Source organism: Nostoc sp. JL31 (genome assembly GCF_017114965.1).
GTDB classification, from domain to species: domain Bacteria; phylum Cyanobacteriota; class Cyanobacteriia; order Cyanobacteriales; family Nostocaceae; genus Nostoc; species Nostoc punctiforme_A.
The window spans coordinates 86,598-106,342 of sequence record NZ_JABXKO010000040.1; the positions used below are offsets into that span (position 1 = coordinate 86,598).

Below are 19,745 nucleotides of genomic sequence, written 5' to 3' on the forward strand. Positions count from 1 at the left end.
TACATACATTTATCAGCCAGTAATGTGAAGAGTATGCAAAGATGAGTATTTAAGCATAGACATCTAAGTAACATATTCACTATGTAGTTATTTTGAGGCTCTTGAGATATTCTCTATTTTCAAACTAGACACTCACAGATAACAGCCCAAAAGGAGGGCATCAAAATCTTTTTCCCGATCGGAGTTAACTATTGACTATTTTCTCTTCTAGTAGGACTTAGGCGCTGGCAAAAAACCAAATATAAACGGCGAATTTTAGGCATTTAATCGTCAGATTTGTTGATGATTGTTCAGTGATTTCTATTGAACAAAGACGATCGAAAAAGTTTGAAATGGCAGATTGTCTAAATTCACACACTCATTAATTGTACAGTGCTTAAGACTTAGATAGTTTGAGATAAGTAAGTCGGTGCTAATATTTCCAGCTATGTTAAGGAATTTTAATGTAGGGTGTGTTGTCGCCAAGCGCCACACCGTCAACAATCCCAGGTGCGTTAGCCTACGGCATAACACACCCTACAGCTAATTTATATTTCTTTATATACATTGAATTTTTCTCACCGACTTATTTGGTTAGATAATTGCTACGTATAAACCTTGAAATAGGGTGAATTTTAGAGAAATATTACTTTTCTTAAAGGGTGACAGAAAAGTATGCCAAAAACGTCAAATTTCACCAAATTATTTGTGTCATAAAAATGCACAAACCGCAGGTTGAAAATTTAAAGTTATTGAAAAAACCGATTTAGATAGGCAGAAAGTTATGGCAAATATCAATGGCACAAACGGTAATGATACCCTCTATGGGACAACAAGTGATGACTTGATTAATGGTTTAGTCGGTGACGATCAACTATATCCTAATGGAGCCTACGATACCCTCAAAGGTGGCAGCGGTAAGGATAAATTTATTTACGAGGCTAACCTTAACAGTCGTACCATTATCATCCCCGATTTCGATGGCATTGGTAAAGGCTCAAACCCATCAGCAGAGGTGATTGCCTCAGTGGATACCTTGCAATTTACAGGAGAAGAGCAATTAATTGCGAGAAATTTGCTATTAACTCTATTAATTCAAAATGGAAACAACTTAGAAATCAGCTTTGACGGGGCGGAGTTTGGTTCCACAGTTTTTCTGGAAAACTTTGTCCTGGAGAACCTAGACAATTTAGCCCAGGTTGGCAATATCCTGTTCTATGGGCAAACTAGTATTACAGACAGCTTTGATGTCTTCAATGCCAACTCCACCCAAAGCACTCTCTTTAAAAAGAACACAGTCACTTTTCTTAACGAACTCGACAATAATGTTAACGGTTTTGATAACTCAGATGATGTCATCAATGGTCAGGGGGGTAATGACAAAATCGACGGCTTGAGTGGCAACGACGTGCTGCGAGGTGGTATGGGGAATAATACTCTCATTGGTGGTGCAGGTGACGATACCTTGCGTGCTGGCGGCTATTCATTAGGCACTAATCTACTGAATGGAGGCGATGGCAATGATTCCCTCTCTGGCTCTGGCTCGTATGGCAAAAACACCATTGAGGGTGGTGCAGGTGACGATACCTTGAATGCTAGCTTTTCATCAGGCGATAATCTACTGAGTGGAGGCGATGGCAACGATTCTCTTGTCTCCGGCGCCTTTGGTAGTAATAATACCCTCAACGGTGGTAATGGCGATGATATCTTCACCACAAGTGTCGGTGGCATAAACAATAATATCTTCACAGGTGGCGGTGGCAAGGATAAATTTGTTGTTTACAATTTCTCATACAACAGCAAAACTAATAATATTATCACCGATTTCGGTGGAGTAGATAAAAACATAAATCCCTCGGTAGCAGTGATTGCCGAACTGGACACCCTAACTTTTCAGGACAATGACTTCTTCTTCTCGTTTACTGCTCAAAATCTGCTGCTGACCCAGAATGGCAACAATCTGGAAATCACCTTTGCAGGGTGGCTTCCTAAAGGCAAACTCATCTTGGAAAACTTTGCCCTAGAAAACCTGGATAACCTCAGCAAATCTACAGGAGCGACTGTAGACTTAGGCAACATTCTGTTTGAAGGGCAAACTAGTATCACAGACAGCTTTGATGTCTTCAATGCCAACTCTACCCAAAACACGGTCTTTAAAAAAAACACAGTCACTTTTCTTAACGACCTCGACAATAATGTTAGCGGCTTTGACAATTCAGATGATGTCATCAATGCTCAGGGAGGCGATGACAAAATCGACGGCTTGAGTGGCAATGACCTTTTGAGAGGTGGTGTAGGCAATAATACCCTCAATGGTGGTACTGGTGATGATAGCTTGAATGTTGACTCTTCATCAGGCGATAACCTGCTTTTTGGTGGCGATGGCAATGATTCTCTCTTTGCCTCTGGCTACCAGTATTACTCCAGCCAATACCAAGAAGGCGACGACACACAAGGCGACGATCTTCGCTTAGAGGGTAATAATACCCTCAACGGTGGTGCCGGTAACGATAACTTGAGTGCTAGCGGTTCAAAAGGCGATAACCTACTTTTTGGTAGCGATGGCAATGATTCTCTCTCTGTCTCTGGCTATTACTCAAACCCTGGCGGCGACTCTTTCCAGTACAGCAACAATCGCGCATTAGGCAATAATACTCTTAACGGTGGTGCTGGTGACGACACCTTGAGTGCTAGTGGTTCAGCAGGTGATAACCTCCTCTCTGGGGATGATGGCAATGATTCTCTCTCCGTCTCTGGCTTTATCGAATATAATTACGACTCCTCCTCGAACTCTGTCTCATCTGGCAATAACACCCTTAACGGTGGCGCTGGTGATGATACCTTGGATACTAGCGGTTCAACAGGCGATAACCTGCTTTTTGGTGGCGATGGCAATGATTTCTTATATGTCAGCACCCTATTAAACACCCGATCTCAATATCCTCCTGTCACCTCTGATTTAGTGACTCAAACGGTAGATGCGGGTAAGGGTGACGATTTATTGTCCGTCGATTACACCTTTGCTACTGGAGGAATCATTTCGACTTTTGATGCCACTACTAACATTGGATCAATTACGGCAGGTACGGATCTAGTTAACTATAAGTTTATCGAACGATTCAATATCTTAGGTACAGCCTACGATGACAACATCGTGGGGAATAGTAGTAACGATCGGCTCTCCACAGGTTCTGGTGGCAAAGATACGATAGATGGAGGAAAGGGTGACGATGTGTTATCTGTCAATTACACCTTTGCTACAGGAGGAGTCACTTCGACTTTTGATGCCACTACTAACAGTGGATCAATTACTGCGGGCAACGATCGAGTTAGCTATAAGTTTATCGAACGATTCAATATCTCAGGTACAGCCTACGATGACAACATTCTGGGGAGCAATGGTAACGATACGCTTTCTCTTGGCTATGATGGTAATAATGGTGGCAAAGATACTATAGATGGGGGAAAGGGTGACGATGTGCTGTTCTCCTATTACTACTATAGTGATGTTAGTAATACCGAGGGAATCACTTCGACTTTTGATGCCACTACTAACAGTGGATCGATTACGCTAGGCAATAATCGAGTTAGCTACAAGAATATCGAAGGATTAAATATCATAGGTACATTTAGCCCTGACAATATTGTGGGGAGCAATGGCAACGATACGCTCTCCGGGGGCTATGGTTATAACGATTATTCATTATCTCATCCTGGGCTTTCAGATAACGATACCTTTTATGGAGGAGATGGTATTGATACCTTTTTTTTCCATAGTATTTATAATGAAGAAGGTATCGAGCGCGTTTATGACTTTAACGCGACTAATGAACTAATTCAAGTATCGGCTGCTGGTTTTGGTGGCGGGTTATCAGTAGGTTCACTTAAGACAAGCCAGTTTACCCTCGGAACATCTGCAACGACAAGCAATCAAAGATTTATCTATGACTTCACTACAGGTGCACTGTATTTTGACTCTGATGGTAGTGCGGGTGTAGAGACTCAGGTACAATTTGCACAATTATCTCCTGGCTTGACACTAACCGAAAACAACTTTGTGGTTATTTAATTTTTATTAGCGCTCTGGCATCAGTCTGGATACAGCTTGCGAGGTGTTCTTTTCAACACCTCGCATACGATTGATCGATACAATTACTTTTAACAGAGAGGATGTGTTAGGTTTTGTTCCTTAACTTTTGGCATGGGTACGGATGGTTTGCAGTATTCTTGGTTAAGTTAATTTATGTCTGCGTTAATAATTTTGATAACCTATAGTGATTTTTGCACGATTATATATTGGCAGGCGATCGCTCTCATCGTAGTATAAGTTAACCAAGGCGTAGGCTAGCAAAAACTGCAGGCGTTAGCGATCGCGCAGCCTTCCGCAGGAAAGCTTACCGTACCCCTCCGGGGAAGCAAGCTACGCGTAGCGTCTGGCAGAGAAGGTATCGCAGCCTTTAAAAAAGAAAAGATGTATTTTTTATTACTCTTTAAAACATTTGCCTACTAGGTTCTACTTTCTTATTGCCTAGACCTCAGTAGAATATAAAGAATATACAAAGCTCAGTACTTGTGTATACATTTTTCAGCAAGTAATGTGAAGAGTATGCAAAGATGAGTATTTAAGTATAGACATCTAAGTATGATAAGCTAATCGTCATTTAAATTGCATCATTTTTATGGTGATAAAAGCTGCAAACCCTCTCCCTTGCTCCCTGCCCCCTGCCCCCCTGCGATCTCAATGTGCTTTCTTATATGCTTAACAGCTTATTGACTATGTAGTTATTTTGAGGGTCTTAAGATGTTCTCTATTTTCAAGCTAGACACCCACGGATAACAGCCCACAAAGAAGACATCAAAATCTTTTTCCCGATTAAGAGTCAACTGTTGATTATTTTCTCTTCTAGAAGGACTTAGGCACTGGCAAAAAAACAAATATCAAATATGAAGGATGAATTTCATTGAAGCTGAAATTTCCGATACTTGGAAGAGTGATTTTTACTCAAAAAGAATGATAAAAAAAGCCTGAAATCACCAGTTATCGGAAATTCACACGCTAATTAATTTGTACAGTTGCTTAAGACTTAGATAGTTTGAGACTCTTAAAAAAGTATACGTAAAAACCTTGGAATAAGGTGAATATTCGAGAAATTTACTGTTCCTCAAGGGTGACGTATAAAGTATGTAAATTTCGGTGAATTTTTGCGCTCTTAAACAGCACAATCTGCAAATTGACAACTGATGTTACTAAAAAAATCGATTTAGGTAGGTAAAAGTTATGGCAAATATCATTGGAACCAACGGTAATGATACCCTACAGGGTACTTATAATGACGCGGATACAATTAAGGGTCTTGCAGGCAACGATACCATATATCCTAACGGTGGCAAAGACACCTTAAGTGGTGGAGGCGGCAACGATAAATTCGTCTACTACTACTACGACTATAACAACAACTACTACAACAATACTACGATAATCACCGATTTTGGTGGTGTAGGTAAAGGGACAAACCCAACAGCAGCAGTCATTGCCGAAGTGGATACCCTAGAATTCCAGGGCACTGGTGCTATAGCCCAAAATTTGTTGTTGACCCAAAAAGGCAACAATCTGGAAATCAGTTTTGCAGGGGATGCTTATATAACGAGGTTTTTTGATGTCCCAGTTATCCTGCAAAACTTTGCTCTGGAAAACCTGGAAAACCTGAGCAAATCTACAGGTGCCACTGTAGACTTGGGCAATATCCTATTTGATGGAGAAACTAGCACTATAGATAGCTTTGATGTCTTCAATGCTAACTCTACTCAAAGCACTATCTTCAACTTGAATACAGTCACTTTTCTTAACGACCTCAACAATAATGTTAGCGGCTTTGATAACTCAAATGATGTCATCAATGGTCAGGGCGGGGATGACTTGATTGACGGCTTAAGTGGCAACGACATACTCAGAGGTGGTGCGGGTAATGACTTCCTCATTGGTGGTGTGGGGAATGATACTCTCGTTGGTGGTGTCGGGAATGACTCCCTCACAGGCAATGATACTCTCGTTGGTGGTGCGGGCAATGATATCTTGAATGTCGAATTTTCAACAGGCGATAACACCCTCAACGGTGGGGTTGGTGATGATGTTTTGAATGCTGGGGCAACATCTGGCAATAACTTACTCTATGGGGGCGATGGCAATGATTATCTCTCTACCTCTAACGTTTATAGTAGCGTCAGCGGATACATCTATTACCCCTCCTCAAGCAATAATACCCTCGATGGTGGCGTTGGTGATGACACCTTGAATGCTGAGTCTCCATCAGGCAATAACTTACTCTCTGGGGGAGATGGCAATGATTCTCTCTCCACTTCTGGCATTTATACTTATAGGTCGGAGCCTAATTTTAGCTCATCAGGCAATAACACCCTCAACGGTGGTGCTGGTGATGATACCTTGAATGCTGGCAATTCAACAGGCAATAACTTGCTCTCTGGGGGCGATGGCAATGATTCTCTTGACATCTCTGGCTATGTCACACCCTTCGACAATTTTTTAACCTCCTCAGGCCATAACACCCTCAATGGTGGCGCTGGTGACGATACATTGCGTGCTGAGTATTCAACAAACAATAACTTCTTCTCTGGGGGCGATGGCAATGATTCTTTCTATTTAAAGACGACATCCCCAGAGACTGCCCCCTCTGATTTAGTGACTCAAACAGTAGATGGAGGTGAGGGTGATGATTTGTTGTCTGTAGATTACACCTTAGCTACAGAAGGGATCACAACGACATTCAATGCTACTACTAATATTGGAGAAGTTACAGCGGGTACTTATCGGGTTAGCTACAAGGATATCGAAGGATTAAATATCTCCAGTACAGCCTACGACGACAATATTGTGGGGAGCAATGGCAACGATACGCTCTCTACGGGCTATGGTGGCAAAGATACAATCGATGGAGGTCAGGGTGAGGATGTGTTGTCCGTCTATTACAGCAATTCTCCAGGTGGAATCAGAACAACATTCAATGCCACTACTAACATTGGAGAAGTTACAGCAGGCACAAATCGGGTTAACTACAAGAATATCGAACAATTAAATATTTCAGGTACAGCCTACGATGACAATATTGTGGGGAACAGTGGGAACGATACACTCTCTGCGGGCTATGGTGGTAAAGATACGATCGATGGAGGTCAGGGTGACGATGTGTTGTCTGTCGATTACAGCAATTACAACAGTGTTTCTGGGGGGATTACAACGACATTCAATGCCTCTACTAACATTGGAGCAATTACGGCAGGCACGAATCGGGTTAGCTACAAAAATATCGAGCGATTAAATATCTCAGGTACATATCACAATGACAACATTGTTGGTAACAGTGGTAATGATACGCTCTTTGGGGGCTATGGTGGAAATGATACGATTATTGGCGGTGTCGGTAATGATATCCTGACAGGTGGGAGTGGTGACGACACCCTAACTGGTGGCGCGGGCAATGATAAATTTGTTTACAACTTCAACGACAGCTACTACTCTAACGACACTAACACTGATATTATCACCGATTTCGGTGGCGTAGGTAAAGGCTCAAATCCGTCTGCGGCAGTGATTGCCTCCTCAGACACCTTGCAATTTACGGGTGGTGTATTCGCTATAGGTAGTGTCTTCACTGCTCAAAATCTGCAATTAACTCAAAATGGTAACAACTTAGAAATCACCTTTGAAAATGTTCCTAATAGCAAAGTCATTCTCCAAAACTTCAAATTAGAAAATCTGGATAATCTGCCAGTAACTTCTTCACAACCAGCTATTGGAAATATCCTGTTTGATGGACAAACTAGCATCATTGACAGTTTTGATGTGTTTGATGCCAATTCCACTCAAACTAGCCTTTTCAACAGGAACACAGTTACCTTCCTCAATGACCTCGACAACAATATAACGGGTTTTGACAACTCCAATGATGTTATCAATGGTCAAGGGGGTGACGACATCATCGACGGCAAAAGTGGTAATGACCTGCTTAGAGGTGGTGTAGGAAATGATATTCTCATTGGCGGTGTGGGAAATGATACTCTCATTACCACTACAGGCAATGATACCCTTGACGGTGGTGCAGGTGACGATACCTTGAATGCTAGCGGTTCAACAACCGATAACTTGCTCTCTGGAAGTGATGGCAATGATTCTCTTGACATCTCTGGCTTTTTTAGGGTTTCTGGCTCAGTTTTCCCCAGCAACTCCTACGGCTCTCGCTCCTTGGGGAATAACACCCTAGAAGGAGGTGCAGGTGACGATACCTTGAGTGCTGGTGGTTCAAAAGGCGATAACCTGCTCTCTGGTGGCAACGGCAATGATACTCTTTACCTTATTGGCTCTTACAGCTACAGCTACGGCGACTCTAACGACTCACGATCGGAGGGCAATAACACCCTAGACGGAGGTGGAGGTGACGATCGCTTGAGAGCTGGTGGTTTAACAGGTGATAACCTGCTCTCGGGAGGTGATGGCAATGATCAGCTTGATCTTTCTGGTAACTACTACAGCTACAACTCCAGTGATTTCAACGACTCTCGCTCGTCTGGTAATAACACCCTCAACGGAGGTGCAGGAAATGATCGCTTGGATGCTAGCAGTTCAACAGGCGATAACCTGCTATCTGGGGACGATGGTAATGATACTCTTATAGCCTATGACGCCTCTGGTAAAAATATCCTCACAGGTGGCAATGGCAATGACTTTCTCATAGGTGGCAATGGTAATGATAGTCTAATTGGAGGAGCTGGTACTGATACCTTTGCTTTCAATAGTTACAACCAAGGTGTTGATACTATTTATGACTTCAATGCTACTAATGAACTGATTCAGGTATCGACTTATGATTTTGGTGGCGGGTTGTCAACGCCTTCACTTCAAACACGTCAGTTTACCATCGGAACATCTGCAACAACAAGCAATCAACGATTTATCTATGACGATATTACAGGTGCGCTATATTTTGACCTTGATGGCAGTGCAAGTACATTTACTCAGGTAAAATTTGCACAACTATCTGGTGGTGTAACACTAACTGAAAAGAACTTTGTATTAGTTTAATCGTAATTAACATTCTCTGCTCGTTAAACGACACAGGTTGCGAGGTGCTTTTGTAAGCACCTTGCATTCGACTGCTCAATGCAATTACTTCTTTTTCAGAGATGTCTAGCGATCTCAAGTCCGGTTAATCACTTATGATTATCGCATCTGTGCAAAAATCGGAAAAGCCTTTTCCCCCTGCTCCTCGGTCACTGAGTGACTTGCCTTGACTTGTGCCGAGCATCTCGACTACTTCGACTACTTCGCCTCAAGACTTTAGTCTGGGATGATAAACAGGCGTACATTACCGATTACAACCAAGCTAGCGGTGCGCCTCTTAACCAAAAAGCAGTGAAGAATGCGATCGTCACTTACCGATATAGCGATCATCCGGCGAAAGTATTAGCCCAAAACCAAGCGAATAAGTATCAAGTCATCGGTACTCTAAACAAGGATGGTGTTAAAGGTGACGAGCTTTTGTTGATTATGACGGTGAACCAAGCAACTCTTGATGAGGCAGCCGATTTATTACGTAAATTAGGAGTCAAAGGCGATATCATTACCATTGACGGTGGCAGATCAACTTATTTGTTCAATTCCCAAAAGGGAAACATTATTGTTCCCCAACTGTCTAATCTGCAAGAAAATCCTACTTTCCGACATTTACCTCATTATCTGGGATTCCGTAAGAAAAGCACAAATCAGGTTGCACCAAAAATCTCGATCGCTCAACCAGTTGGTAAGGTACTTCCAAAGAAGGATCAACCTTTTTTAATATTGTGGCGGGATAATTTTGGCGGTGATGTCTCGATTAAGTTGTACGATGGGAACAAACTTATCCAAAACATTTCTTCCCGTACTGCTAGCGATGGAGTTTATGAGTGGACACCACGTATTTCCGTAACAGAAGGCTATTTTATTCGTATTTCTAGCTGGAAAGACCGGAATATTTTCGGGCAGTTGCAATTGTAGCAGAATGGGAAAATGAAATGGATAACTAGCTAAACGCAAACCTCTCAACAAGGTTGACGGTGTGGCATTGATCGGAATTGTTATTGTTTCTCACAGTAAACAACTAGCTTTGGGTGTGCGGGAACTCGCCGCGCAGATGGTTCAAGGCCAAGTCCCCATTGCTGTTGCAGCAGGTATTGAAGATCCTGAAAATCCATTGGGTACAGATCCGATTCAGGTTTATGAGGCGATCGCTTCTGTTTTTTCTGATGATGGTGTCTTGGTGTTGATGGATTTGGGTAGTGCTTTGCTGAGTGCAGAAATGGCAATCGAGTTTCTGCCAGAAGCACAGCAGGAGAAAGTGTATTTGTGCGAAGCACCTCTAGTAGAAGGCGCGATCGCTGCTGTCGTGGCGGCGGCGGCTGGTAGAGATATTCACCAAGTTATAGCGGAAGCACGCGGCGCACTCCTCGCCAAAGCAACTCAATTAGGTGTAGTTAGTAGGCCGTTGTCAGTTGTTACCCCAATAACAACCAATATAGAATCGCCAACGCCAGAAATCCGGCTGATTGTGAGCAATCGCTTAGGATTACACGCCCGCCCCGCAGCCCAGTTTGTGGCAACCGCAGCCCGGTTTCAATCGCAAATTCTGGTGCAGAATTTAACGAGAAATACTGAGCTAGTCAGGGGTAACAGTATTAACCAAGTTACAACTTTAGGGGTGCGTCAAGGACACGAACTGCTAATTACTGCCACAGGTTCTGATGCAGATCAGGCGCTGTCAGCATTGCAGGCATTATTTGCAAATAACTTTGGTGAAGATAATGTTGCCTTGAATTCTCCACCAGCATTTCACCATGAAGTTGCTCCAGCAACTCACGGCGAACTTTCGGGCATTGCAGCTTCTCCAGGAGTAGCGATCGCACCTGTTGTTCATTATCAACCTACTCACATTGCGATTAAGCAATACCACGTAGACGATCCTGATGCAGAGTGGCAACGATTACAGGCAGCTATTAATATTGCCCGACAAGAAATTCAAGCGGTTTTTTCACAAGCATCTCTGCAAATTGGTGATGCTGAAGCCGCCATTTTTGATGCCCAATTACTATTTTTAGAAGATCCAGTACTCTTGGAAGTGGCTCATCAGCGCATTTTAGAAAACCATATAAATGCTGAAGCAGCTTGGCAAGCTGTAGTCGATGAAGTAGCGACTTCCTACCGCGCACTTGAGGATTCTTATCTGCAAGAGCGAGTTGACGATGTTGTAGATGTCGGGCGAAGAGTGCTGCGATTACTCGCTGGGAATGCCGCAGCTAACTTGCATCTTGAGTCACCTGCAATTTTGGTGGCGACTGATTTAACCCCCTCAGATACGGCGGGACTAGATCCGACAAAGGTGTTGGGTATTTGTACAACTTCTGGTAGCGCCACCTCCCATAGTGCAATTATCGCCCGAACGTTGGGTATTCCCGCAGTTTTGGGAGTAGATGCCCAGGTGTTGCAGTTGGCTGATGGTACACTGATGGCACTTGATGGTGAAAGTGGCAGAGCTTGGGTAGAACCAGAATCAGAAATCCTGGATTTACTGGCAGCAAAGCAGTCAGCTTGGCAAACAGCTCAACAGGAAGCACGAGCTAAGGCACATCAGCCAGCGATTACTCGTGATGGTCGGCAAGTTAGCGTTTTCGCCAATATTGGTAGTATAAATGATGTGCAAGTTGCTGTGGCTAGCGGTGCAGAAGGTGTGGGACTACTCCGCACTGAGTTTCTGTATTTAGACCGAACCAGCGCCCCGACTGAAGAAGAACAATTATTAGTATATCAGGCGATCGCCCAAGTTTTAGATAATCGTCCGCTAATTATTCGTACCCTCGATGTCGGTGGTGATAAGCCACTTTCCTATCTCAGAGTAGGGTTTCCAGAAGCTAACCCTTTCTTAGGTTGGCGGGGAATTCGTTTCTGTTTAGATCATCCAGAACTCTTCAAAACTCAGTTACGGGCAATTTTGAGAGCTAGCGTAGGACACCAAATTAAGATCATGTTGCCGATGATTGCTACTGTAACTGAAGTACGTGCAGCTAAGGTAATTTTGGGTGAAGTGCAAGCTGAACTAAATCAAGCTGGTATTTCCTTTGATGCCGCGATGAAAGTAGGAATTATGGTGGAGGTTCCTTCAGCAGTTGCGATCGCCGATCGGTTAGCTGCTGAAGTAGACTTCTTTAGTATAGGGACTAACGATCTGACTCAGTACGTCATGGCTAGCGATCGCACTAACCCACGCGTGGCAAATTTGGTTGATGCGCTACATCCAGCCATACTGCGAATGGTGCAGCAAACTGTCCAAGCTGCCCATGCGGCAGGGATTTCGGTAGGATTATGTGGAGAATTGGCAGCAGATACTTTCGCAACACCAATTTTATTAGGTTTAGGGCTGGATGAGTTGAGCGTGAATCCTCAAAGTATACCTGGAGTGAAACAGGCGATCGCTAGGTTTTGTATAGTTGAAAGTGAAGCGATCGCGGCATCAGCATTGCAACAAGATTCCGCAGAGCATGTTAGAAAACTAATCTCAAGTTCAATTACTCCCCCTGCATAATTAATTCGTTCGTAATTGATAATGACGCTGTGATAACGTCATTACGAATTACGAATTAGTTAAAATCTTATTCCCAATTGCCCGTTAAAGCCGCGAATAGTATTGTAACCAGCACCAACAAAAACGTTATTAGTAGCACCTACCTGAACGCCACCTGAAACTGCAACGCCTTTATCCTCAGAATAAAGTCCAATTCCTACATAAGGTGAAATTACAGGCAAATTGATAAATTTTAAAACATCTACTCCCGTAGCACCATCAGCGCCAGTTCCCACTTCAACCCCGAAATTCAAAGCCCTAGCTCCGACAGCATAAGTTACATCACCATCTTTTCCACCGACTGAAACCCAAGGTTGCGGTATCAGTTGAGCCGATGCTTGACTTGGGGCAAACAAAGTTAACAAACTTATAGATGTAATTAATGTTTTAGCAATAATCGCTATTTTCACGTTGTTCTCCGATTAATTGTTTTTAGGACTGATACCAATTCTTTATGAAGACGCATAAAAAGAACCCCAGTGCCGTAAAATCTCTTTTTGGTAATACCATTTGCAAAAAAACCTACAGATGCAAAGCTGGAAATCCAGATTAAATCTAACCCCTTTTAATTACGAATTACTAATTACGTAGCTTACTTCTTACCTTTGGCAAGTATTACGAATTACAAATTGGTATTATTATCTCAACAATTTGCTCTCCAACTTCGTGGATAGCAAATACAAACAATTTGAGTATTGCGAATTTGGAGGGGGTTGCAGAGTGGCTGATGAACGCATAGTCAACACACAACAGATTTATCCAAAGGATTTTTCCTGGGGATTATGGCCTGTTGTGCCACTCTACCCCTACGGTAGGCGGCAGACAATTCGTCAAGAAGTGCTTAAGGACACAATCTGGAATTTTGACCAGATTCAGGGCATTTTCTACGTTGTCGTCCCGATTCGCATGACTGTTGTAAAGCTGGAAACAGGGGGTCTTCTCGTCTATGCGCCTGTTGCACCAACCCCAGAGTGCATCAGACTTGTGAATGAGTTGGTGGCGAAATATGGCAACATTAAGTACATCATTTTGCCAACTATCTCTGGTATAGAACACAAAGTCTTCGTTGGCCCCTTCGCCAGATACTTTCCGACTGCACAGGTGTTTGTGGCTCCGCATCAGTGGAGTTTCCCGCTAAATCTCCCCCTTAGCTGGCTTGGTTTACCCCCAAAACGAACTCAAGTACTTCCAGAAGATAGTAGCAAAACGCCGTTTGCTGACGAGTTTGATTATGCAATGCTGGGCCCCATCGGGCTTGGTCCTGGAAGGTTTGCGGAAGTTGCTTTTTTCCACAAGCGATCGCATACTCTTTTAGTAACAGATTCTGTACTTTCGATCCCAGAAGATCCACCTGCGATCGTTTTATTAGATTCATATCCCTTATTATTTCATGCCAAGGATTCTGCTTCTGATCTTGTTGCAGATATTCAAGTAAATCGCCGTAAGGGTTGGCAGCGCATCTGTCTGTTTGCTTTGTATTTTCAACCACAGGCATTAGATATACGCCGATGGAGTCAGGTGTTACAAGATTCCTTGAAAGCTCCACAACGCTCAAGGAAAGCTTATTTTGGATTATATCCCTTTAAATGGCAGTCAGATTGGCAGCGATCGTTTGATGCCCTGCGAGGTGATGGGCGTTTGTTTGTCGCACCAATTTTACAAACGCTGATTCTTAATCGCGCACCACAAGAAACCATTGACTGGGCTGATAAAGTTGCAAGTTGGGACTTCGAGTGGATAATTCCCTGCCACTTTGATTCACCAATTAAAGCTAAACCGCATCAGTTTCGCCAAGCTTTCTCTTTTTTGGAAAAACAGCCTGCTTTCAGTGGGGGTTTGTTCAGCAGTAGCAGCTATCCTTTGCCAGAGGAGGATTTTAAAACACTTAGAGAAATCGATGCACGTTTAAATAAGTTTGGGATTGTACCAGCACCAAAGGAGAAGGTGTAAAAAACTTTTTGGTAACTGCTGTGTTAAAGAATGCAAAACTAGCTGTTGTTTAGTTCCATTAATGAAACATTTTCGTGGGAATAAAGCCATTTTTCAAAATTGCTTTTACAACGCGACCATTCTTTATCTGTCATTGCAAACCAATCAGTATCTCTGTTTTTTCCACGCACAAACATGTGTTGCCGAAAACGACCTTCATAAATAAATCCCATTCTGGTAGCGGTAGTTCGACTCGCATGGTTGAGGGAATTACACTTCCACTCAACTCGACGATAAGAATGACGATCAAAAAGATGCTGAAGTAGCAAAAACTGTGATTCTGTATTGATTTTACTTTTATGGACTGCGGGAGTAAACCAGACATGACCAATTTCAGCACGACCATGATTTGGAACAATCGCAAGTAATGCCACAATGCCAACTTGAGTATTTGCTGAGTTTTCAAAGACTGTCCAAGTCAGAGGGTCGGATTTACTGACTATGTTTTTTTCCATCCAGTCTTTCATTATAGAAGGGCGATCGAATGGGCCGTAAAATAGATAATTCCATACGGCTTCTTTTTCAGGAGTGCCGTGTGAAGCTACATACAAGGTTTCCACATCCCTTTCTGGAATCAGGGGTCTGAGTGTTACAAATTGACCGTTGAGTTGAATAAATCCTGGTGGCTGCCAAGTTCGGTCTTGCATGATTTTATTGCTTCCCTACAGACAGATAATCTCACATCAAAGGCAGGCGAGCGTTACTCGCCTTCTCCTCATATACAATTATCATTTTCATGAAAAATATTTTGAGTATTTTAACTGATTGGCAACAGGTGCTTTATCTTAACCTTTCTCATTTGTGAAAGGGATTCTTAAGTATTAACGTTTGATTCCCTTAAACCGTTCTTGCGCCGCCTGAAATGCTTCTTGCATTACCAATTGAATTTTTTGGGGATCGGGTTTCTTACCTCCCATTAAATCACCAAAATAAACACAGGCTGCTTCGCCTAGTGCCCAGGTATAGGCAGCTGCCCAAGAGGCTGCGATCGCACTACCAAAACCTGGTATAAATTTAATTAACTCTCGTGCAATGGCCTGTGCTAAAAAACCACCTGCGATCGCACTCACAACACCTCCCGCCTGAGATGGAGTAATTGTCTGCCCATATAATTTACCCAACAAACCCACCATTGATACTTGCAAGGCAGTCAGTACGGGCATTGTGGCAAATGGCAGAGGTACAGCAGCCAGAGTTGCAGACATAATTGCAAATGGCAAAATATAACGACGTGCAGCATCTCGGTAAAGGTTGCCAATTTGCTTCCCAACTTCTTCTCGATCTAATAGCTGATAAATCGCCTGGGCTTCTGCTTGTGGGAGTAGTTCTGCTAAGGAATCTCGCAGTGCTTCTAAGCCATAAAATACCGGCGTGTAGCCATCTTCTTCTAAGGTAAAGTCAATGAGTACAGAGCGATCTGTTATTTTTGCAAAGGCTTGTTGCATTGCCGCAAATGCGCGGTTGACTTCCTGATAATCTGGCGGATAGGTGGGATGATCGACCATATCACTAGGATAAACCTCGTGTAAGCAGGTGACTACCAAAAGACAAGGAATGTCTGGATACTTCTGGCGTAGTTGTTGAGCAATTTGTCGTAGGGTGTCAGTTGCAAAATCATTGATTTTAACGGTCAAAAGCAAGATTCTGGCGGAACGAGTTTCCTGTTGTAAATCGCCAACTAACTCTTGAATAATTATTTCAGTATCTTTTCTGACATCACCCAGCCCCACTGTATCAGTAAAAATCAGTAATGGCAGGTCATTGGAAGGATAGGCATAGCGCTGGGTGTGTTGTGTGTGTGGGCGAAATCCCTGGCCGACAATTTCAGCAGTAACTCCCGTCAATCCTCTGACAATAGAACTTTTTCCGGCTTGGGGTTTACCAATTAAAAGGGCTTCTGTTGTTGGCAGTTCGGCTCGGATTTTCTCTAAAATCTCTGCAACCTGAGTCTCGCTTACACTAAACCATTCCACAACTGTCTGTGCCACTTGTTCTACGGGTAAAAGTTGCGTTAGACGTGTTGTTGCTTTGTTCCAAACACCACCAATCTGATTTGTCCAGGAATTATCAACCGACTTGGTAATCGTTTTGTCGCTCGGTTCACTCAATTGCTGAGAATCAGTTGACGGTAAGTCGGCATCACGTTGCTCAGTCATTTTCATCCAAACGTAGAAGACCCTTTTAGTCATCTTATAGCGATTTTCAAAGGGATAACTAGTACCTTTAGTAGTGTTCCGGGGCGATCGCGTTTTGGGGGCTGACAATGCGATTGTTTCGCCTGACAATGCGATTGTTTCGCCTGACAATGCAATTGTTTTGGCTGACAATGCGATTGTTTCGCCTGACAATACGATTGCATCGGCTAACAATGCGATTGTGTCGGCTAACAATGCGATTGCATCGGCTTTTATGGACAGCCGACGGACGCTTACCTATATCAGCTTGGTTCAATCAAATCAGCGATCGCTTTCACCAATACATCTGGATCTACTGGTTTGGAGATATGCAATTGAAATCCTGCGGCTAATGCTTGCTGCTGATTCATTTCCCCTGCATAAGCTGTCAGAGCGATCGCTGGTATGTTTCCTCCTTGTTGGGGCGATCGCGATCGTACTTCCCGCATCAGCATATAACCGTCTGTTTTTGGCATTCCAATATCGCTAATTAAAACATCTGGTATTGACTCAGATAGCGCTTGTAATGCTTCCTCTGCTGAGGATACGGCGGTTACTTCTACACCGTAGTCTTGTAAAATAAAGGTAACTAAATCGCGGATATCTGGTTCATCGTCCACTACCAAAACTTGAGTATCCGCAAGTAGTGAGGATTCAGGCTCAGAATATGAAGACTGATTCTCTTCACCCCGAACCTGTTCGCTTCTGACTAAAAGCGGTAACTCGACACTGAAGGTTGCACCCAAACCTTCTCCAAGACTTTCGGCTTGAACATTTCCCCCATGCATTTCTACAACCTTACGCACGATCGCTAGTCCTAAACCTAGTCCACCAAATGTCCTTGTAGTTGTGCCATCAGATTGACGAAAGTAATCGAACACATAAGGCAAAAAGTCTAGGCTAATTCCCTTACCTGTATCGCTGACCTGAATTTGAGCCTGATTTGCAGCTTCCATGAGTCGAACTTCTACCCGTCCTCCTGTTGGTGTAAATTTTACTGCATTGGAGAGCAAGTTCCACACAACTTGTTGCAGCCGATTTGGGTCGCCCATCACTTGTCCCAAATTGGTATCAAATACGGTCTGAATTTGAATTGACTTGGCTTGTGCTGCTAGTCGTACTGTTTCTAGTGCTGCTTCAACTACCATTACCAAGCTGACAGGACAGATATTCAAGTTTAATTTTCCTTGGAGAATGCGCGACACATCCAACAAATCTTCAATTAGCTGGGTTTGTAACTTGGCGTTGCGTTCAATGGTTTCTAAAGCGTGGTGAGTAGTTTTTTCATCAAACTTGCGAGTCCGCAGCATTTTTGACCATCCCAGAATGGAGTTGAGTGGGGTTCGCAGTTCATGGGAGAGAACCGCCAGAAATTCATCTTTAATTTTGTTGGCGATTTCTGCTTGTTGGCGTGCTGTCTTTTCGCGGTAGAGTAGGCGATCGCATTCTTCTTCAGCCAATTTGCGCTCGGTTATGTCCAGTACAAAAGCAACACCGTTGTCTTGGGAGTCATTTAGCAAAGCTATCCCCAAAACTATTGGTACTCGCTTACCGTTGCGGTGGATGTATTCTTTCTCGAAAATTCTGGAAACTCCAGTGGTTTGCACCTCCAAAAAGGCGCGATCGTCTAAATCTTTATACTCAATAGGAGTAAGTTCTCTCCAATTAATTCTACCTAGAGTGGCAAATTCCTCACGAGTGTAGCCAGCTAGTTGAAGAAAGGCATCATTGGCATCATTTACAAAGCCATGCACATTCCAAAAAGCGACCCCAATCAAGTTATATTCAAACAAACGCCGAAATCGCGCTTCACTTTCACGTAAAGTCTTTTCTGCCCGTTTGTGTTCGGTAATATCGCGACAAACAGTAATTACGCCTTCAATACTTTGGTTATAATTTCGTAATGGTGTGAGAATGTATTCATAATAATGCAACCCATCGGCAGTAAAATATTTACACTCATGTTTTATCGGCTGCCCAGTTCTCATGACAGTAAGTCGTTGAATATCTACTTGCATTATTAGGTCAGCGGGTAAATCCATTTCTGGCAAACTTTTCCCGACAATATCTTGGGGCTTTAAACCTAGTAAAGTTGCGCCATCACGGCTGACATACTGATAACAACCTTGGCGATTAAAGATGTAAATATGATCGACTGAGGCGGTAAGGATGGCATCTAAAATATTTGCCTGTTCTTGGACTTGTGTCGTGAGTTCGCGAGTACTTTCTTTTGCCTGCTGACACACAGTAGTTTCCATACAAACGCCGATCATTCGCACCGCTTGCCCTTGAGCGTCATAGATAAATTTTCCCTTGGCAGAAATCCAATGTGTACTTTGGTCTGGGCGAACTATACGAAATTCATCATTGTAGTCAGTTTTTTGTGCCAAAGCGTGGGCGATCGCTTCCATGACAGATGGGCTATCTTCAGGATGAACGCACTTTTTAAACGTCTCATAAGGGCTATCAGAACTACTTGGAAGTAAACCAAAAAGCAGTTCATAATTTTTTGACCAGATAACTTGATTGGTAACAATATTCCAATCCCACAAGCCCATCTGGGATACATCTAGAGCTAGCCTCAGTCGTTCTTCACTCTCCTGTCGCTCTGCAATTTCTTGTTGGAGTTGTTGTGAAATTACTGCTACATCTCTTGGTAAATTTTGATGTCCAGATGCATCCTTCTCAATCTGCCAATCAACAACTTGAAGATGAGAATTTTCTGCTTTTACTGGCAGCTGTCTTTGTAGTTCTATTAATTCTTCCTCAAGGGCTGTTTGCCTTTGTTGATAAAATATTTCTGATTGCTCTAACTCAGCAACACGCTGCCGTAAAACTGCTAATTCATCAGTAACTTGAAAGTTAATTTTATCAACATCTTGCATATTATACCCCGTTAATACTTAATAATATCGACTTGAAGAGTAGGTATCCCCTAGTT

The 19,745-nt window shown here is 43.0% G+C and carries 9 protein-coding genes; 5 read left to right on the forward strand and 4 right to left on the reverse strand.

What is annotated here, in order from left to right; translation table 11 throughout:
• The first annotated feature begins 763 nt into the window (after positions 1-763).
• The 4 genes from HWQ43_RS08995 to ptsP all read left to right on the forward strand — a co-directional run bounded on the left by HWQ43_RS08995 (position 764) and on the right by ptsP (position 12,602).
• Positions 764-4,048 (forward strand): calcium-binding protein, encoded by a 3,285-nt coding sequence (locus tag HWQ43_RS08995; RefSeq protein WP_292732198.1) that lies wholly within the window; start codon positions 764-766, stop codon positions 4,046-4,048.
• A gap of 1,209 nt (positions 4,049-5,257) precedes the next feature.
• Positions 5,258-9,073, forward strand: a complete 3,816-nt coding sequence (locus HWQ43_RS09000; protein WP_292732200.1) for a calcium-binding protein — start codon at positions 5,258-5,260, stop codon at positions 9,071-9,073.
• Between the two features lie 195 nt (positions 9,074-9,268).
• Positions 9,269-10,024, forward strand: coding sequence for a hypothetical protein (locus HWQ43_RS09005; RefSeq protein WP_292732202.1), 756 nt, complete (start codon positions 9,269-9,271; stop codon positions 10,022-10,024).
• 67 nt (positions 10,025-10,091) lie between these two features.
• The gene (ptsP, locus tag HWQ43_RS09010; RefSeq protein ID WP_292732332.1) at positions 10,092-12,602 is read left to right on the forward strand and encodes a phosphoenolpyruvate--protein phosphotransferase; all 2,511 of its coding nucleotides are present in this window, start codon (positions 10,092-10,094) and stop codon (positions 12,600-12,602) included.
• 59 nt (positions 12,603-12,661) lie between these two features.
• Here ptsP and HWQ43_RS09015 read toward each other — a convergent pair whose 3' ends face one another.
• Positions 12,662-13,051: a hypothetical protein gene (locus HWQ43_RS09015; RefSeq protein WP_292732203.1), complete on the reverse strand. Its 390-nt coding sequence runs from the start codon at positions 13,049-13,051 to the stop codon at positions 12,662-12,664.
• A 310-nt stretch (positions 13,052-13,361) separates the two neighbouring features.
• On the opposite strand from HWQ43_RS09015, the gene HWQ43_RS09020 reads away from it, so the two are divergent.
• Entirely contained in the window at positions 13,362-14,591 is a 1,230-nt protein-coding gene (locus HWQ43_RS09020) for a DUF4336 domain-containing protein (protein ID WP_292732205.1), read from the forward strand.
• Between the two features lie 38 nt (positions 14,592-14,629).
• On the opposite strand, the gene HWQ43_RS09025 is transcribed toward HWQ43_RS09020, so the two are convergent.
• The 3 genes from HWQ43_RS09025 to HWQ43_RS09035 form a co-directional block, all read right to left on the reverse strand.
• A complete protein-coding gene (locus tag HWQ43_RS09025; RefSeq protein WP_292732207.1) occupies positions 14,630-15,277 on the reverse strand; it encodes a GNAT family protein in 648 nt (215 codons plus the stop codon).
• A gap of 174 nt (positions 15,278-15,451) precedes the next feature.
• Entirely contained in the window at positions 15,452-16,786 is a 1,335-nt protein-coding gene (locus HWQ43_RS09030; RefSeq protein ID WP_292732333.1) for a YcjF family protein, read from the reverse strand.
• Positions 16,787-17,067: 281 nt separating this feature from the next.
• On the reverse strand, positions 17,068-19,689 hold the full coding sequence (locus HWQ43_RS09035; protein ID WP_292732209.1) for a PAS domain S-box protein: 2,622 nt from the start codon (positions 19,687-19,689) through the stop codon (positions 17,068-17,070).
• Between the last annotated feature and the right edge of the window lie 56 nt (positions 19,690-19,745).